This is a genomic window from Desulfoluna butyratoxydans (assembly GCF_900699765.1).
In the GTDB taxonomy this organism is placed as follows: domain Bacteria; phylum Desulfobacterota; class Desulfobacteria; order Desulfobacterales; family Desulfolunaceae; genus Desulfoluna; species Desulfoluna butyratoxydans.
Genome location: NZ_CAADHO010000008.1, coordinates 152,828 through 171,614, shown reverse-complemented (window position 1 = coordinate 171,614; position 18,787 = coordinate 152,828). Strand labels below are relative to the sequence as shown.

The 18,787-nt window shown below is 60.8% G+C and carries 6 protein-coding genes; all 6 read left to right on the top strand.

Annotation, left to right across the window (positions count from 1 at the left end; translation table 11 throughout):
• Window positions 1-420: 420 nt before the first annotated feature.
• The gene (locus MSL71_RS19795; RefSeq protein ID WP_180143778.1) at window positions 421-1,605 is read left to right on the top strand and encodes an acyl-CoA dehydrogenase family protein; all 1,185 of its coding nucleotides are present in this window, start codon (window positions 421-423) and stop codon (window positions 1,603-1,605) included.
• Window positions 1,606-1,653: 48 nt separating this feature from the next.
• Complete coding sequence (locus MSL71_RS19790) at window positions 1,654-7,710, top strand: non-ribosomal peptide synthetase (RefSeq protein WP_180143776.1); 6,057 nt, start codon at window positions 1,654-1,656, stop codon at window positions 7,708-7,710.
• Between the two features lie 86 nt (window positions 7,711-7,796).
• Window positions 7,797-15,269 carry a hybrid non-ribosomal peptide synthetase/type I polyketide synthase gene (locus MSL71_RS19785; protein ID WP_180143774.1) on the top strand — a complete coding sequence of 2,491 codons (7,473 nt, stop codon included), beginning with the start codon at window positions 7,797-7,799 and terminating at the stop codon, window positions 15,267-15,269.
• A 46-nt stretch (window positions 15,270-15,315) separates the two neighbouring features.
• Window positions 15,316-16,647, top strand: coding sequence for a condensation domain-containing protein (locus tag MSL71_RS19780; protein ID WP_180143772.1), 1,332 nt, complete (start codon window positions 15,316-15,318; stop codon window positions 16,645-16,647).
• Window positions 16,648-17,436: a thioesterase II family protein gene (locus MSL71_RS19775; protein ID WP_180143770.1), complete on the top strand. Its 789-nt coding sequence runs from the start codon at window positions 16,648-16,650 to the stop codon at window positions 17,434-17,436.
• Between the two features lie 41 nt (window positions 17,437-17,477).
• The gene (locus MSL71_RS19770; protein WP_180143767.1) at window positions 17,478-18,749 is read left to right on the top strand and encodes a U32 family peptidase; all 1,272 of its coding nucleotides are present in this window, start codon (window positions 17,478-17,480) and stop codon (window positions 18,747-18,749) included.
• The last annotated feature ends 38 nt before the right edge of the window (window positions 18,750-18,787 follow it).

The window sequence follows — 18,787 nt, the reverse complement described above, 5'->3', positions numbered from 1 at the left end:
TGGGCCCGTCTCCTTTTTGGGATTGAAGCGCTATGTGTGTATTTTTCTTATTGTCAGGTAGTTATGTTTGACCGTTTGCGGTTTGCCGTGTTGGTGTCGTCTATTTGCGATTCGTGTTTTTTGTCACGATTTGAACGGGAGGATACGCATGCTTTTTTACTTGTCCCTCAAATCTTAGTCTTCCCTAAAAAATGTTGACAAGATAAAAGTGTCTCACTAAGAGTAGGGCTGCCTGGAATTACACACTCCAGGCGAGTCCTTATGTTGGAGCGTATGATCTGTGTTTTTAACGTGTTATTTGGTGAAGTTTTTATCGGTTTTTCTCTTTTTGTGAGCAAATTAATGTGTGCGGGCATCCCACCATGGCCCGTTGTTTTTATCTTAACCAGCAATAACGGGAATCAGCATATGAGGCACATCATGGCATCCGCGGCGGAGGCATCGCCCCTGACCCACCTGACCCATCGCGAAACACGATTTCAAACCGAGGTACGGGCGTTCGTCCGGGAGCATGTGTCTCCCAGGGTCTTTGAGATGGATCGCCAGGAGGCGTTGAGCCGGGAATTGATTGCAGACCTTCACGGGCACAACTACATGAATATTGAAATTCCCGGATGCTACGGCGGGCGGGACGGAAGCTTTTTTGAATCTGTCATCGCCATCGAAGAATTTGCCAGGGTGGATCCCTCCGTGGCTGTGTTCGTGGATGTTCAGAACACCCTGGTGAACAACGCCGTCTCCAGGTGGGGAGACGAAGCCCAGAAAGATGTATGGCTCAGGGGCCTGGCACGGGGAACGACCGGTGCTTTTTCTATCACGGAAAAGCATGCGGGAAGCGATGCCTATGCCCTTTCTGCAACGGCGCGTCGGGTAGAAGGGGGCTATGTGCTCAACGGCGAAAAGCACCTTGTCACCAATGCGGCGGAGGCGGAGACGTTCATTGTGTATGCCAAGCTCGAAGACCCGGATGCCGAAGACCAGCTCACCGCGTTTTTGGTTAACGCCCCGGAAACCCCGGGCCTGCGTATCCTGGATCGGGAAGAGAAGATGGGCATCAGGGCCAGCTCCACCTGTCCCCTTGTGTTTGAGGATACGTTTATTCCCGAAGACCAGGTCCTTGGACGCCCGGGGCAGGGCAAGCAGGTTGCCCTGGAAACCCTGACCGACGGGCGGGTGGGCATCGCCGCCCAAATGGCGGGGCTGGCTTCCGGCGCCCTGGATGCGGCCGTGGCATATGCCGGAGAGCGTCGCCAGTTCGGCCGTCGTATCTGCGATTTTCAAGGGGTTCATTTTTTACTGGCTGAACTGGCTACCTCGGTGGAGGCTGCGCGGCTTCTGGTATACAACGCCGCGCGATTGAGGGACCAGGGCCGGAGTCAAGGCGAGTATTTCAAGGCGGCGAGCATGGCTAAGTATTTTGCCGCAGAGGTGGCGGGGAAGGTGACATCCCGCGTCCTGGACATCTTCAGCGGGGCTGGCTACCTGAAGAACACTGTGGCGGAAAAATTTTATCGCGACGCCAAGATAGGCACGATTTACGAGGGCACTGCCCATATGCAGCTCCGCTCCATTGCCAAGATGATTATCGGTTTCAGGGAGCAGTGACTCGGACATGGTTATTCACAATTCAACGAACCAGGAAAAGGACGGACGATGAAGGCAAAACAGATGGCTCATCGCCAATGGAACCACGGCACCGGTGAGTTTGTCTCCGTGGTCGACATGCTGAAGGGCAAGGCTGCCGGAGGGGAAGAGGCTCCGGTGTTTTCATACCGGGTTGACGAGTCCTGCGGGGAGGCCTCTTTCATGGTGGAACACCTGACCTATACAGAGCTGGATGCCCGGGCCCGGGCGATTGGCAACCGGCTTCGTCGGGAGCCCTGTCGGGGAAAGCGAGCCCTGCTTTTTTTTCCGGCAGGCCTTGAATTTGTGAAGGCATTTTATGGGTGCCTCTATGCCGGGGTGATACCGGTCCCTGTGAATTGTGGTGTGTCACCCGGCCATATCTCCAGGGTCCGGGCCATTCTTTCAGATGCGGTGCCTGGCTTTGTCCTGACGGAGGAAAAGGCGTGGGGAACCCTGATGGAGGGATTCGCCAATCTCTTTGCCGGATCGTCGGGACCGAAACTCATGGTGACCGACAACCTGGATCCGTTGGAAGCGGAGGACGGCGACGATGTGGTGTTGACCCCGGAGAGCATTGCGCTGCTCCAGTACACCTCAGGGTCCACGGCCTCTCCCAAGGGCGTGATCCTGACCCATGGCAACCTCATGCATAACCTGTCGGTTCTCACTGAGGCCTGGGGACTGGAAGACGAGGGCATGCGGCAGGTGAGCTGGTTGCCGCACCATCACATCACCGGCTTGATCTGCAATGTCCTCCTGCCGGTGTATGCCGGGGTGGAAACCTGCCTGATGTCTCCCGAGGCCTTTGCCGAGAAACCGGAACGCTGGATGCGTGCCGTTTCCAAGCACAAGGCTCATCTGACCGGCGCCCCGAATTTTGCCTATGACCTTGCCGCGGAGTGTGCCTCGGAGGCAATCCGAAACGAGATTGACCTGAGTAGTCTCAAGGTGGCTTACAACATTGCCGAGCCGGTGAAGGCCGATACCCTCCGTCGCTTTGCCGATGCCTGGGCACCGAATGGTTTTTCCATGGACACCTTTTACCCCATGTACGGCCTCTCGGAGGCCACCCTCCATGTGGCCGGCGGTTTTTGCGTGGACCACCCCGGGTTTGATGACCATGGCGCGGTGTGTCTGGGCCGCTCCGCCCCCGGGACGCGGCTTGTGGTCGCCGACCCTGAAATTGGGGCCCCTCTGCCAGATGGCAAGGTGGGGGAAGTGCGTTTTGCATCGGAGAGTGTTGCCCGGGGGTACTGGGAAAAGGACGAGGAGACCCGGGAGACGTTTGCCAAAGGGGTTTCCGGGAGACAAGGCGCCTATCTGAGAACAGGGGACCTCGGCTTCCTTCAGGACGGCGCGCTGTTTCTCACCGGTCGCATTAAGGACCTTATTATCATTCGCGGCACCAACCATTTTCCCGTGGACATCGAAGGCTCCGTGGAACGGGCGCTCCGGGAGCTTCCGGCCAATGGGTGTGCCGCGTTTTCCGTGGGCTCGGAGTCTGGCGAAGCGCTCATCGTGGTCCAGGAAGCGGCCACGGTGCCCCCGGACATTTCGCATCGTATTCGCGAGGCTGTGTCCCGGGATCATCAGCTCGTCGTTCAGGCGGTGGTCCTCATCGCCCCCGGAACCCTGCCGCGAACCGCCAGCGGGAAAATACAGAGGCTGCGTTGCCGGCAGATGTACCTGGAGGGAAGCCTGGAGGAGATCGCCCGGCACACCCTTGACGCCGGTGGCCACCGGTCTCTCCGGTACGGGGTGAGCAGGCAGGCCTTTGCCGGCCTCTCCTTCCACGAGCAAAAGGGCATGATTCTGGAAAGCCTGGGGCAAGCCTTTGCCGGAGAGCTGGCGCATCGAGCCGATAGCCATTGGCAGCATATGGGGTTGGTCTCCCTGGGGCTGGACTCCCTGGATTTGGCACAACTGAAGGATGAGACGGAGTCCCACTTCAGGGTGCACCTCGACATCAGCGCTTTTTTTGATCCCGCTTTTACTGCAGAAGCCTTTGCCGAAACCGTGATTCGGAAGACCGGTGACACCGATGCCTGGTCGGAGCCCCTGCCGGTCAGGGCGTTGCAGGGGGCCGAGACGCCCTTCGATCTGACGGACCTTCAAAGTGCCTACTGGATCGGGCGAAGTGAGGTGTTTGATTACGGTGGGGTGAGCTCGCATCTCTATGTGGAGGCTGAGGTCTGTGGAGACCTTGACGCCGAGGTCCTGAACCGATCGTGGAATAGCCTGGTGGCCCAGCACGATATGCTTCGGATGGTTGTGACCCCGGACGGAAGGCAGCGGATTGTGCCATCCCCTCCCGAGTTTATTGTTCAGGTACATGACCTGACGGGGCAGGACGCTGGAAGCACCAGGCAGGATCTGGCGCTTATTCGACAGGGGCTCAGCCACCGAAAGATCGACGCGGAAACCTGGCCGCTGTTCGATGTCCACTACACCCGGCTGGAGAAGGGCCTTGGAAGGCTCCACGTCAGCATGGACCTTCTTGTTGCGGATATCTGGAGTTTTAACATGCTGATGGGGCAGTGGTTTCGCCTCTATAACGGCGACAAAACGGCCCTGCGGCCCCTGGAGATTTCCTTTCGGGACCACGTGGCCCATGAAGCCGCCGCTACGTCCCTGCCGGTGTATGCCCGTGCCAGGGCGTACTGGGAGGCTCGCATGGCAACCCTTCCCGGAGCGCCCCAGCTTCCCCTGGAGACGTCGACACAAGGTGACTCTCGGTTTGTGAATCGTGAGTTTCGCCTTTCCCGGGGGCGGTGGCAACGGCTCAAAAAACGAGCCCGGGATGCCGGGGTTACCCCATCGAATCTGTTGATGGCTGCTTATTGCCGGGTCCTTGCGAACTGGAGCAAAGATCCGGATTTTTCACTCAACGTAACCCTTTTTAATCGGAGCACCCTGCATCCGGACATGGCCCGGGTGGTGGGGGACTTTACCACGGTGCTTATCCTCGGTGTGACCGGCGTCGGGGAGACATCTTTTGGGAGCTTTGCCAGGGAGATACAGGCCCAGCTTGCCCGAGACCTGGAGCATCGATCCTTCAGCGGCATTGAGGTGATCCGGGGCCTGGAAAAAGAGGGCGACACGTCGGCGGCCATGCCCGTGGTCTTTACCGGTGCGTTGTCCCTTAAAGGGGGCCTGGGGATTTCCAAAGAGACCTTTTTCGGGGATCGGGTCTTCAAGGTGACCCAGACGCCCCAGGTGATCCTGGACAATCAGGTGTACGAGGAAGAAGGCGAGCTGGTTGTCTCCTGGGACGCCGTGGAGAGCCTTTTCCCAGGCGAGACCGTCAAGGAGATGTTTGCGGCCTATACCTCTCTGGTGGAGGCCCTGGAACGCAGCGATGGGGCGTGGGAATCCCGCGGTGGAGATATGATCCCCGGGCATCAGCTGGACCAGCGGATGGCGGTGAACGACACGGCTGTTCCCATGGAGCCGGAGACCCTCCACCGGGCGTTTGTGGCTCGGGCCATGGCCCACCCGGAGCGGGAGGCGGTGATCACCTCAAGCCGGAGCGTTACCTACGGCGAGCTGCTGGGGGCTGCCGTGTCGCTTTCCCGGGAGTTGATGGCAGCAGGGGCCGGGCCCGGAGAGGTTGTGGCCCTGCATCTGGCCAAGGGATGGGAGCAGGTGGCCGCGGTGATGGGCTCCCTGTTGACCGGCGCCGCTTATGTCCATGTGGACCCGGGTCTGCCGGAGGAGCGAAAGCGAATCCTTTTCACCCACAGCGGTGCCTGCGCCGTTGTGGTCGCCTCGCCCGGAGGGGCCGTACCCGGGGCCGACGCCGCCATACCGGTGGTGTCCATGGGCGAAGAGCGGCTGGTTTCCTTAGAGGAAACCAGCCTCGACCCGGACCCCTCCAGGCCCGGGGATCCGGCTTACCTGATCTTCACCTCCGGCTCCACGGGCACGCCCAAAGGGGTGGTGACCTCCCATGGGAGCGCCTTTAACACCGTTGCGGACATCAGCGAAAAGATCGATCTGACTCCAGGCGACCGGGTTCTTGCCCTTTCTTCCCTGAGCTTTGACTTGTCGGTTTATGACCTCTTCGGCCTGCTGGGTGTCGGCGGGGCGGTGGTGGTCCCCGACCCGGGGGAGGAGCGCAACCCTGCCCACTGGCTTGAGATGATGCAACGCCACGGGGTCACGGTCTGGAATTCAGTGCCGGCGCTTCTGGAGATGCTGGTGGCGTATGCCCAAGGCGGGGAGGCCCTGAAGGGGGCTGCATTGCGTGTGTCCCTCCTCAGCGGGGATCGCATCGGCACGGACCTTCCGGCGCGGGCCATGGCCCAGGTGCCGGGGGTAAAGGTCATCAGCCTGGGGGGCGCCACCGAGGCCTCCATCTGGTCCATCTGGTATCCCATTGAGGAGGGGGAGGTCTTTGAACAGGCCATTCCCTACGGCAGGCCCCTGGCAAATCAGACGATGTACGTCCTCAACCGGCAGTTCGGTCACTGCCCGGATTATGTGCCGGGTGACCTTTATATCGGTGGCGCAGGGCTTGCCATGGGGTACCTCAACGACGCGGACAAGACCGCCCGTGCCTTTATTGTTCACCCTGCCACCGGAGAGCGTCTCTACCGAACGGGCGACCTGGGGTATGCCCATCCAGACGGAACAATCCGGTTTCTGGGACGGGAGGATTTTCAGGTGAAGGTGGGCGGGTTTCGGGTGGAGCCCGGAGAGATCGAAGCGGTGTTGAACCGGTACCCCACCGTGGCCGGGGCGGCCGTGAGAAAGGAGACCGGGGAAGACGGCAACGCCTACCTCTCCGCCTATGTCGTCACCGGTGATGCGAAGGGGGCCCGATCCGACGGGTACGATTACGGCATGGAGATTGAGGGCGCCCCGGGAGTTCCCCTGCTTACCGATAAAGACGAGCGGCGCCTCTTCACGTTGAGGCAGACCGGCCTCAGGGAGGTGCCCGGCCCTTCCCTTGCCCTGGAGCCCGGTCCTGGCTTTGGCGGCTACGAACGACGGTCCACAACCCGTCGGTTTGTCGAAGAAAGCGTTTCGTTCGCGACCATGTGCTCATTTCTCGCGCCTCTTCGGCGGCAGGAGGAAGGGGGGCTGAAGCGGTACGCCTACGCTTCGGCCGGAGGGCTCTATCCTGTCCGGGCCTATCTTTACGTGAAGCAGGGCCGGGTGGAAGGGGTGCCGGGCGGGGTTTACTACTACAACCCGAAAACCCATGGCCTTCAGCCGCTTTCATACACGCCCGTAGGAGAAGAGGCCCATGTGATTGCCAACCGTCCCATCCATGCGTCCTCTGCCTTTTCCCTGTTTCTCGTGGGGGACCTTGATGCCATGGCTCCCATGTACGGCGTCCGGTCCCGGGATTTTTGTCTCCTCGAGGCGGGGCTGATGACCCAGCTCCTTGAAAACGGGGCAGCGGCAAACGGCATGGGGCTTTGCCAGATTGGTGCCTTCCGGGATGAGGGGGCTGTTGCCCGGAGCCTTGGCCTGGATGACACCCACCTGCTTCTCCACGGCATGGAGGGGGGTATGGCGGATTTCTCGGACCCCCGGCGCGGCCTTCCCATGGGGGCCGACAAGGGCGCGCCAGCCCCCGGCACCTCCCTTGAAGAACTCAGGGCGCATGCCCGGTCGCTTTTACCCAGGTACATGGTCCCTGCGGCGTGGACCGAGGTGGATGCCATTCCCCTGACCCCCACCGGGAAGGTGGATTACAAGGGCCTGTCGGATATTCCCGGAAGGCGCCTTGCGGTGCAGGCGGTGACGCGCCGCCCGGAAAATGAGCTGGAGTCCCTTGTGAGTCGGGTCTTTGAAGCCCTGCTCAAGCAGGATGGGCTGGACACGGACGCCAATTTCTTCGAGTTCGGGGCCGATTCCCTGTCCGTGGTCAGGGCGTGGCGAGAGATTACCGAGGAGACCGGCCTTTCGTTTCCCGTGGCAGCCATGTTTGAACACCCCACCATACGGGATCTTGCCGCGTACCTGGCCGGGCTGGGATGCGGCAACACCCCCGTCCCGGTGCTCTCCTCCGTGGGGGCGGATCGGAGACAGGCCTTGCGCAAACGCCTGGGCAGGACCCGCCGACCCGCATGACCGTTCACTGCCTCCGGAGGTCCTGCCGGAGGCAAACTCACCAGTGACTTTTTTGTAAACCATGAGGACCATTCAAGGTGATTGAGATGCAGCACAGTGAATTCAACGAATTTGATATAGCAGTGATCGGTATGGCGTGCAGGTTGCCCGATGCCAGGGATACCGAAATGTTCTGGCACAACCTTGAAGAGGGGCGCGAGTCCGTCAAGCCCCTGGAAGGCCTCCCTCCGGGGGAGGCGGAGCCCGGGTATGTTCACGCGGGCTCGGTGCTGGAGGGCATTGACCTGTTTGATGCGGAGTTCTTCGGGTTCAGCCCCAGGGAGGCGGCACTGCTCGACCCCCAGCAGAGGCTCTTTCTTGAGATCGCCTGGGAGTCCCTTGAAGATGCGGGATATGATCCGGGACGTTATGACGGGGCCGTCGGCGTGTTTGCAGGGGCCGGGTTCAACCATTACCTCACCAGCAATCTCCTTAAGGGGCGGCAGCCCAAGGGCGGGGCCGAGGGGTTTCTTCTTCAGACCTCCAATGCTTGCGACAACCTTGCCACCCGGATTTCCTACAAACTGAACCTTCGGGGCCCGAGCCTCTCCATCCAGACGGCGTGTTCCACATCCCTTGTGGCTGTTCATTATGCGTGTCAGAGCCTGCTGAACTCCGAAGCGGACATGGCCCTTGCCGGTGGGGTGGCCCTTCGGGTGCCCCAAGGGGTGGGCTATACCCATGAGAAAGGAATGATTCACTCGGAAGACGGTCATTGCCGTCCCTTCAGCCACCGGGCCAGCGGAACGGTTTTCGGCAGCGGTGCCGGGGCTGTGGTCCTCAAGCGACTGGAGGAGGCGCAAAGGGATGGCGACACCATCCATGCGGTGATCAAAGGCTCGGCCGTCAACAACGACGGGGGGACCAAAGTCGGGTACACGGCGCCGTCGTCTAAGGGGCAGGCGGATGTTCTCTCCTCTGCCCTGACCTTTGCCGATGTGCCGCCGGAAAGTGTCACCCAGATCGAGGCCCACGGAACCGGCACCAGCCTTGGGGACCCCATTGAGTTCGAAGCCCTCAACCGGGTCTACAACACCGGTGCCCAGGGGGTTCGTTGTGCCCTGGGAGCGGTGAAGGGGAACCTCGGGCACCTGGAAAATGCAGCCGGCATCGCAAGCCTGATCAAGATGGTGCTCTCCCTCAAGCACAAGGTCCTGGTGCCCAGCATCAATTACGAACGGGCCAACCCCCATATCGACTTTGACAGCAGCCCCTTTTACGTGAATACGGGGCTGAAGGCCTGGATTCCCCAGGGGAATTTCCCACGGCGCGGCGGGGTCAGCTCCTTTGGCATCGGAGGCACCAACTGCCATCTTATCCTGGAAGAGTACCCCATGGGCCATGGGGCGAAGGAGGATGAGAAGGTTTGCCTTTTTCCGCTTTCGGCAAGGAGCCGCGAGGCCCTGAGGGTGCAGGCCGAGCAGCTGGCCGAGTTCGTGAAGAAGAGACCGGCCCTCTCCCTTGGGGATGTGGCAGGGACCCTGGCCGAGGGCCGTGCGGTCTTTACCAAGCGGCTGGCTGTTGCCGCAGGGAGCCGGGAGGCGTTGATCCAGGCCCTTTCCCGCTCGGCAGCTTCACCGGGCGAGGTTGGAAAGACACCCCTTGAGGACCCCGATGTGGTCTTTATGTTTCCGGGGCAGGGGGCGCAGTATGTGCACATGGCCAGGGAGGTCTATGACCGGGAGGCGGTGTTCCGGGAGACGCTGGATACCTGTGCCGACATTCTTGTGGCCCAGGGTGCCGATGATCCCAGGCCCATCCTGTTTCCCGGGGCAGGAGACCCGGAAGCCCATGCTGCCCGTATGAACCGGACGTTGCATACCCAGCCCCTGCTTTTTTGTGTGGAGTACGCCCTGGCACAGCTCTGGATGTCATGGGGCATCCGGCCTGCGGCCATGGTGGGACACAGTGTTGGCGAATACGTTGCAGCCTGCCTTGCCGGGGTCTTTTCCCTTGAGGATGCCCTGGCTCTGATCCACGCGCGGGCCTCCCTTATCGACAGCATGCCCGAAGGGTCCATGATTGCCGTTTCGGCAGGCGCGTCGGACGTGGCCCCCCTTTTGCCAGAGGATCTGTCCATGGCGGCGGTGAACGGCCCCGGCCTCTGCGTGGTCTCCGGAAAGACGGCTGCTGTGTCGGCGTTCCGGGAGACATTGGAGCAAAGGGGGCTGGCCTCCAGCCTTCTTCACACCTCCCATGCCTACCATTCTTCCATGATGGTCCCGGCACGGGAACGGTTTTTCTCCGTGGTGTCTCAAAAAACGTGCCGTCCGCCTTCCATGCCGGTGATGTCCAACGTTTCCGGGACGCTTCTGACGGAGGCGCAGGCCACAGATCCCGCCTATTGGGCCGAACACATCACCTCTGCGGTGCAGTTCTCCCCGGCTGTTTCCGAGTTGACGGAGACGAAGGATCGCGTGTTCCTCGAAGTGGGGCCGGGCACCACCCTCTGCCGTCTGGTCAAGAGCCATGACCACACCCTGAACGTGGTCTCGTCTTTGCCCCACCCGGAGGATCAGACCCCCTCGGATACGTGCCTTGTCCATGCCGTGGGTGAGCTGTGGGCCCTGGGCGTTGAGGTGGATTTAGGGCCTGTAACCACGAATCGCCCCTTTACACGTGTTCCCCTTCCCACCTACCCCTTTGAGAGAAAAAGATATTGGATCGAGCCCCTTGACGGGGGCGAAGGGGCCTTGGAAGACGTGGCTCTTGCCGGTGCTGGCACAGACGGCGGCACAGCGCCCGAGATGTGCGACGGCTCCTACGAAAACGAGCAGGAGGAAGCGCTTGCCCGGCTTTTTGGCAGGGCCTTGGGCATCGAAGCCCCCGGGCGTTACGACAACTTCTTTGAACTGGGGGGCCACTCCCTCCTTGCCACCCAGCTTCTGGCCGGGATCAATCGGGAATTCCAGTCGGATATTGCTCTGACCGATTTTTTCAAGGCCGCGACCATTGCAGGGCTTGCAGAGCTTTTGGCCTCCTCCGGGGCAGGGGCCTCTGCAGGGGAGCTTGATTACCCGGAGCTGGTTCGCGAACCGGAGAAGGCCCATGAACCCTTTCCGCTTACCGAGATGCAGCAGGCCCAGTGGCTCGGGCGATCCGGGGCCTTCAGCATGGGCAATGTGGCGGCCCACGTCTATCTGGAAAATGAAAAAGAGGGCATTGACCTGAAGCGGCTGGAGAAGGCCTGGCAGCGGATGATCGAGCGCCACGACATGCTTCGCGCGGTGTTTCTGCCCGAGGGGGGCCAGCAGATCCTGCCGTCTCCTCCCCCATACACCATCGCCAACCTGGACCTGCGGCATGAAACCTCGGAAGAGGCCGAGCAAAAGGCCCTTGAGGTGCGCAGTGTAATGGACCATGTGGTCCGGCCTGTTGATACCTGGCCCCTGTTTGAGATTCGAACCACGCAGCTCCCCGGGGGGCGGGTCCGCATCCATTTCAGCATCGATTTGCTGATCTGTGATGTGGCGAGCATGCGAATCCTGCGAAAAGAGTGGGCCCAGCTTTACGACGACCCGAATACTGTGCTGCCGGAACTGGACCTTCGGTTCCGGGACTACGTGATGACAGAAAAAAAGATACGGCAGACCTCCTTTTACAAGCGGGCGGATGCCTTCTGGGACCAGCGGGTCAAGGACCTTCCCCCCATGCCCCTTTTGCCCACGGCCCAAAACATCGACAGCATCTCAAGCCCGACGTGCCTCCGGGTGAGCACGCGCCTGGACAAGGAGGCCTGGGCACGGTTCACCGAGTGGGGAGGCGGGCGCCGTCTTTCCCCGTCCATTCTTCTGCTGACCGTGTTTTCCGAGGTGCTGGCGGCCTGGAGCAAGGCGCCTGACTTTTGCGTGAACACCACCATTATCAATCGCATGCCCGTTCACCCGCAGTCCGAGGAGATTGTCGGTGAGTTTGCTTCCTACGCTCCCCTGGAGGTGAATGCGAACCGGGGTGTCTCCTTTGAGGCCCTGGCGCGGGAGATTCAGGAGAGGAACTGGGAGAACCTGGAGAACCGATTTGTCAGCGGCACTTCGGTTCTCCGCAAGCTGGCGCGGTTCAGGGGTGGCGCTTCGGGATCGGCAATGCCCGTGGTGTTTACCAGTACCCTGGTCCATGAGGTGGAAGGGGAGGACGCCATTGAGACACAGTTCGGGCCTGAGGTTCATTTTATTTCACAGACCCCCCAGGTGTGGCTTGACCATGCCGTGTTCGAAGACGGCGGAGGGGTTCTGTTGAGCTGGCATTATGTGGAGGGGCTCTTCCCCGACGGCATGGTGGAAGCGATGTGGTCGGCTTACGAACAGCGCCTCAAGGGCCTGGCCGCGGATGAATCCCTTTGGAGCAAGCCCGTCAGGGACCTCACCCCGGAAGACCAGCTCGCTAACCGGCGGGTGGTGAACGATACCCGCCATGTGTTGCCCCACGGGCTGCTGCATGAGCCCTTTTTTGAGAACGCTCGGCGCGATCCCGATGCCGTGGCCCTTCTGTTTCCTGAAGGCTCCCTTACATACGGTCGCCTTGCCGGGATGGCCCGGCGGATTGCAGGGCAGCTCCTTCGCCTGGGCGCCGCTCCTGGAAGCCTGGTTGCGGTGGTCATGGACAAGGGGTGGGAACAGGTCGCCTCGGTGCTCGGAATTCTTGCGGCCGGTTGCGCGTACCTTCCGGTGAGCAGTGACCTCCCGGAAGAGCGCCTGGGGTATATCCTGTCCAACAGCGGGGCGACGCAGGTCCTGACCCAACCCCATTTGCTGGAATTCCTTGCTCTGCCGGAGACCGCCCGCACTATGGTGATTACGGAAGGAACCTTACAGGCCATGGATGAGGCGGAGCACGTGGTGGTGGAGAACACGGACCAGCCAGCCTATGCCATCTACACCTCGGGGTCCACGGGCAAGCCCAAGGGGGTCCTGATGACCCATGGCGCGGCGTTTAACACCATCGCCGATATCAACCGGCGGTTTGACGTCACCGCCTCAGACCGCGTTTTTGCCCTCTCCGAACTTCACTTCGACCTCTCCGTCTATGACATCTTCGGCCTGCTCACCGCAGGCGGTGCCCTGGTGATCCCCGGCCCGGGAAGGTCCCGGGACCCGGAGCACTGGCTCTCCCTTGCCAAGACCCATGGGGTGACGATCTGGAACTCTGTGCCTGCGTTGATGGACATGCTCGTTACTTACATGTCGCATCACACTTCCCTGCCTTCCCTCAGGCTCGCTCTTCTGAGCGGGGATTGGATCCCCCTGGGCCTTCCGGGCAAGATCCGGGTTCCCATGCCCGAGGCGGAGCTTATCAGCCTGGGCGGGGCGACGGAGGCTGCCATCTGGTCTATTTTCCATCCCATGGGCGAGGTGGATGAGACGGCATCAAGCATTCCTTACGGAAAGCCCCTTGCCAACCAGTGGTTCCATGTCCTGAACAGCCGCATGGGAGAGTGCCCGGTGCATGTGCCCGGCGAGCTCTTTATCGGCGGGGCCGGCCTGGCCCAGGGGTACCTCAACGCCGAGGCCCTTACAGAGAAGGCCTTTGTGGTTCACCCGACAACAAAGCAGCGGCTCTACCGTACCGGGGACATGGGGCGCTACCTGCCCGACGGCAGCATTGAGTTTCTCGGGCGAGAGGATTTTCAGGTGAAGATTTCGGGCCACCGCATTGAGCTTGAAGAGATTGAAGCCGTTGCCCTCAGGCAGCCCGGCGTGGATGCCGTGGTGGCCCACGCACCCGGGGAAAGGGATGCGAAAAAACTGGTGGCGTATGTCGTGGCTCAGCCAGGGGCCTCCATCTCGAGTGGTGGGGTGAAGGAGGCCCTGGCCCGCGCCTTGCCCGATTACATGGTCCCTCATGAGGTGGTGGTTTTGTCGGCCCTTCCCCTGACGGCCAACGGCAAAGTGGACCGCAACGCCTTGCCGGAACCCTCCACCGTGCGGGGGCCTGCTGTGGGTGAGGAGGTCACCGACGACGCCCTGACCCGGACACTGGTGAAAACCTTTGCCGAGGTCATCGGTATCGACGCCTCCGGCATTGATGTTGATGAAAACTTCTTCTCCCTTGGCGGGGACTCCATCATGGGGATTCGCATCGTGACCCAGCTTACCGAAGGCGGGATCACGGTCTCTCCCCAGGAGCTTTTCGAGCATCCCACCATTCGGCAGCTGGCAGCGTGTTTGAGCAGGCGGTACGCCGCCCGGTCCGGTGCCGCTGCATTGACGGGGCCCCTGCCCCTGCTTCCCGCCCAGGCACGGTGCCTTGCCCGATACGGCCAGGCCGCGTCCGAGTGCAATGTCTCGGTGCTGCTGCGGACTGACTCCCTGGACCCGGTGCGGGCCGAAGCCGCCTTCCAGCACGTTGCGAGCCTGCATGACGTGTTTCGTATCATTTTCGTCCGGGAAGAGGGCCGCTGGATCCAGAAGTATGACGAGGCCCCACCGTTGCCGGAACTGGACTATGCCGACATCACGGGCATGGCCGAAGGGGAGATCCAACAGGCCGTTGCAAAGGTTGAACGGGAGCTGGTGGAGATGCAGGTCCTTTCCGAGAGCCCGCTGATGAAGCTGTGTCTCTTCGAGGACAGGACAGGGGACTCCTTTCTTCTGCTCGTTGCCGGTGAACTGATCATGGACCTGCCCGCCGTGGACCGGTTCCTGGCGGATTTTTTTCTGGCATACGGGGCTGTTGATGAGCACGGGCACTGCTCTGAACCGGGGCCGCGGCCCGTCTATGCCGACAGGGTCAAGGCGCTGGCCCATGGAAGGGCAGGGGCGATCCCGGAGGCGGGAGCGGTGGAGAGCCCACACTGGGGCGCGGTGCCGGAGGGAGACCGGTCCGGAGCGGAGGCCTCCTTTGTCCTGGACGGAGATTCCATGGGGGCCTTGCCTTCCGACATACTGGCAAAGGCAAGGCTTCAGCCCGAGGAGCTTCTTGTGGCCGCCCTTGCAGAAACCCTGGCACTTGGTGGGGTGATCCGGGAGCACCTTTACGCGGAGCTTCTCCACCGGCCCTATGGCGCCATGGATTCAGGGGGGGCTCGACTTGAGGCTTGCGGTTCGTTTTACCGTGTCAGTGAGATGCGCCTTCCCCTGTCCCATGGAACTCCAGCCCCTGAAAGGCTGGACGCGGCGAAACATGCGTGTCGCGGTGCATGGGAGAGCGCTGTGGGCGACGGGGATGAGTCGCAACGACCCGAGGTGCGGGTTTGTTGGTACGGGAGCATGCAGGAGAGCTTTGATTACACCCGGCTCTCCGTCAGGCGGCTGGCCCCTCAGGACGATGGGGGCCATGCCCTGGATATCCTGGCCCACCAGGAGGGCGGTGCCCTGTTTGTCACCCTGAGGGGCCGTGCCGGCACGGTGGCCTCCGGCCTCTTGCATGAAATCGCCCATGCCTTAAAGCAGGCGCTGGTGCAATTGGCCGGTGCCGTGGCTGAAAGCGATGCCCTGCTCCTTACACCGGTGGATTTCCCGTTGGCCGAGGCCCTGGACCAGGCCACCCTGGACCGGGTGCTTTCGGAGATTGCTGCCTCCTGATGCCCGGGAGCGGATTTGTAGACCTGCAACATGAAGGAGAAACGACATGGTTTCACATGAGATAGCCCGGACAATAGAAGATATCTACGACCTCACCGACGTTCAGGGCCGGATCCTCAACGAATGCCTTGAGGCCCCCGGCGTGGGGGTTCACCGAATGGACCTTGTGTTTGACTACCGGGGGACCGTGGACGAGGCGCTCTTTGCAAGGAGCTGGGAACACATTATTCGCAATCACGTCTGTTTTCGGACCTCGTTTCACGCCAGGGACCTGGACAGGCCCCTCCAAGTGGTCCGCAACGACACGCGGTTTGTTTACGGAACCGTTGACCTTCGGAACATGGAGCCCCGGGAGCGGGAGGCTGCGTTCAGGCGCCTTGTGGAAGAAGACCGGAAAACGGATTTCGTTTTGGAAAAAGCCCCCCTCATGCGGCTCGACCTGGTTCGTGAAGAGGCCGAAGCCTTCAAGCTCTGGTGGCGCTTCCCGGAGATCCTCATGGACGGGTGGAACATTCCCATCGTGATCCGTGAGTTTCTGGAGGCTTACCGCGCCCTGTATGTGGATGGCCGCGAACCCGATAACCCCGTCACCTATCCTTATCGTGACTACGTGGCCTGGCTGAAACAGCGGGATCTGGACCGGGAAGAGGCGTTCTGGAAGGAATACCTGAAGGGCGCACGCCTTGAGTCCGCATCAACGGGCGGAGCCGACAGGGAGCCGTCCGGTCGGTGGGAACGATTGGATCTTGGCATTGCCCACCTTTTCGATGGTCTGACGCAATGGGCACGGGAGCACGAGATTACGCTCAACGCCCTTTTTCAAGGGATCTTTTTCCTGGCCATGGATAGCGGGGCGTTGGACCTGACCATGGGGGCCACACTGGCTGACAGGCCCCTGGCACTTGAAAATGCCCAGGAGCGGGTGGGGCTCTATTTGAACACCCTGCCCGTGAGGTGCCGCTGCGATGCCGAGACCTCCTTTGTGGACATGGCCCGCAGATTTCACCGGGAGATGATGGCCCTTTTTGAGGTCTCCTCCAGCTCGGATCGACAGATCAGGCAGTGGTGCGGCCTTCCCGTGGACACCCCCTTGTATGACTGCATGTTCATTTTTGAAAACATGCCTGTCCATGAAGACAACTACGACGGTCTGGGGTTTCACCTTACCGGGTATAATTTTGAGAACAGGCCCTCTGCTCCGCTGAATCTTTTTGTCTGGCCCGGCAAAGAGATGAATCTCAAGGTGATGCATGACACCGGCCTTTACACCTCCCGTGAGGCAAAAGCTCTCCTGGAGGCCATGGAGGCCATGCTCTCCGCCCTTGTGGATTCGGGGGACATGCCTGTGGCGGCTTTGAAACAGATCGGGGGGCGATAGGTGCGGGTACGTAGCAAGGGGCTTGAGTCCCGAAAACAGTTCAGTCGCTGGCTCGATTTTCCAAGGCCTGTGGCCGAGCCGACGGTGCGGCTTGTCTTTTTTCCCTACGCCGGGACCGGGGTTGAGGCCTTTCGCGGCTGGGACCGCTTTATGCCGGACAACGTGGAGCTCTGCTCGGTGAATTACCCCGGACGGGGAAAAAGATTGAATGAGCCGGTGGTGACCTGGGTTCCCGATCTCATCGCCAGGATGGATCGGGCACTGGCACCCTTTATGGATGTACCTGTGGTTTTTTTCGGACACTGCATGGGCGGCATGCTGTGCTTTGAGCTTACCCGGGCCCTCCATGGCCGGGGAGGGCCCATGCCCGCCAGCCTTTTCCTTTCCGGTGTGCGAGCCCCCCAATGTCCTTCCCTCTACCCGGATATGCATGCCCTTGCCGACGATGAGTTTGTCTCGGTGGTGAAGGCCCTGGGGTTGAGGCCTGACTCTCTGTTTGAAGAGGACGCGGTTGTCAAGAGCACCATGGCCGTTCTCAAGGGCGATTTTCAGTTGGTGGAAACCTGGGAGACGGATGCCGCGGGGCCCGGGGGGCTTCCGGTGCCCATCCATGTGTTCGGGGGGCGGGATGACCGCTTTGTGCCGGAGCCGCACCTCAGGGCGTGGGATGAGCACACAAGCCAGGACTTTTCTGCACGATTGTTTCCAGGGGGCCATTTTTATCTCCATGATGACCGGGCCGGCGAGGCTCTTTTTTCTCATATCTGCACGGCGCTGGCTTCTCTGTGAAGCGGCAATTCATCATTTTTGACCATCAGGAAGAGTGAATCATGAAACCAAAAGACCAGATTACCTTTGACATCGGAACCAACTTTGAAAACGGGCTTGTGGAGTCCATCGCCGCCCACAACGGAGACGGCGTCTTTGCTTCCGTTTTCGGAAAGCTCAAAGATGACCTCATCGGCGGGGGCAGGGCCTCCATGCTGATCCCGGAGATTTCACGGGAAGCCATGGCCAGCCACATCGCGCTCTGTCACGCCAACGGCATCGAGTTCAACTACCTGCTTAACCCCATCTGCATGGGGAACCGGGAGGTGGCGCCGGAGACCCATAAGGAGATCCTTTCATTTCTGGGGGAACTGGATGAGATGGGGGTGGACGCGGTGACCATCAACTCGCCTTATCTGTGTGAGGTGATCAAAACCCAGTTCCCTCGACTCAAGATCACCGTGGGGGTGTTTGCCGAGGTGGGGACCAGCCAGCGCATCAGGTACTGGGAAGAGCTGGGGGCCGACGAGATTACCCTGGTCCGTGAGGCCACGCGTAATTTCAAGCTCCTTGAGGCGTGCCTGCGGCACACGAAACAGACCGGAACTGGCGTGCGGATTTTTGCCAACAGCGTATGCCTGACCAGTTGCCCCTTTGCCGTGAACCACGCCGTGGGCATGTCCCATGCGAGCCGCACCGAGGACGGGGGGCCGGGCATGTACATCGACTACAATATCCTTTCCTGCAATTACAATCGTATCGGCAACCCGGTGAAACTCATGGGGTCCAGCTGGATTCGTCCCGAGGACATTCACTACTACGAAGAGCTGTGCGACCGGGCCGGCAACCACAACCTGTCATTGAAGCTCATCGACCGGACGAAGACCACCGCGTGGCTTTCCCGTGTGGTGAAGGCCTACGCCGAGAGACGCTACGACGGAAACCTCCTGGATATTCTCAATTACCATACCTCAAAAAACAGCAATCACCGTGAGGCGCCCCCGGTGTCGGCCATGGGTGATTTCAACATGGAGGTCCTTAAGAAAATCGGCATGTTTTTCGATCTGCCGGAGCTTTACATCGACAATACCGCCCTGGACGGTTTCCTGACAAAGTTTGTGAAGCACTACGATTGCCAGGAAAGGATATGCGACGACCTCGGCATGATCGGTGAGGCTCCCCCGGGCGACCAGGGAGACGATACCCGCTGTTCCTATTGCCGTCGCTGGGCCGAGAAAGTGATTTCGTGCGATGACGCCGAGGTGCGGCGCTGGCTTGCCGAAGGGGAGGCAATTCTCGGCAGCATGAGGCGAAGCGAGATTTTCTACGCCTGAAAAGGCCACCGGGTGGCCTGTGATTGATTCAATGAAAG

Bases quoted from the DNA above. Each gene is read 5' to 3' on its own strand.
- MSL71_RS19785 (WP_180143774.1), top strand. From the start codon at position 7,797: ATGCAGCACAGTGAATTCAACGAATTTGATATAGCAGTGATCGGTATG.
- MSL71_RS19790 (WP_180143776.1), top strand. From the start codon at position 1,654: ATGAAGGCAAAACAGATGGCTCATCGCCAATGGAACCACGGCACCGGT.
- MSL71_RS19770 (WP_180143767.1), top strand. From the start codon at position 17,478: ATGAAACCAAAAGACCAGATTACCTTTGACATCGGAACCAACTTTGAA.
- MSL71_RS19780 (WP_180143772.1), top strand. From the start codon at position 15,316: ATGGTTTCACATGAGATAGCCCGGACAATAGAAGATATCTACGACCTC.
- MSL71_RS19795 (WP_180143778.1), top strand. From the start codon at position 421: ATGGCATCCGCGGCGGAGGCATCGCCCCTGACCCACCTGACCCATCGC.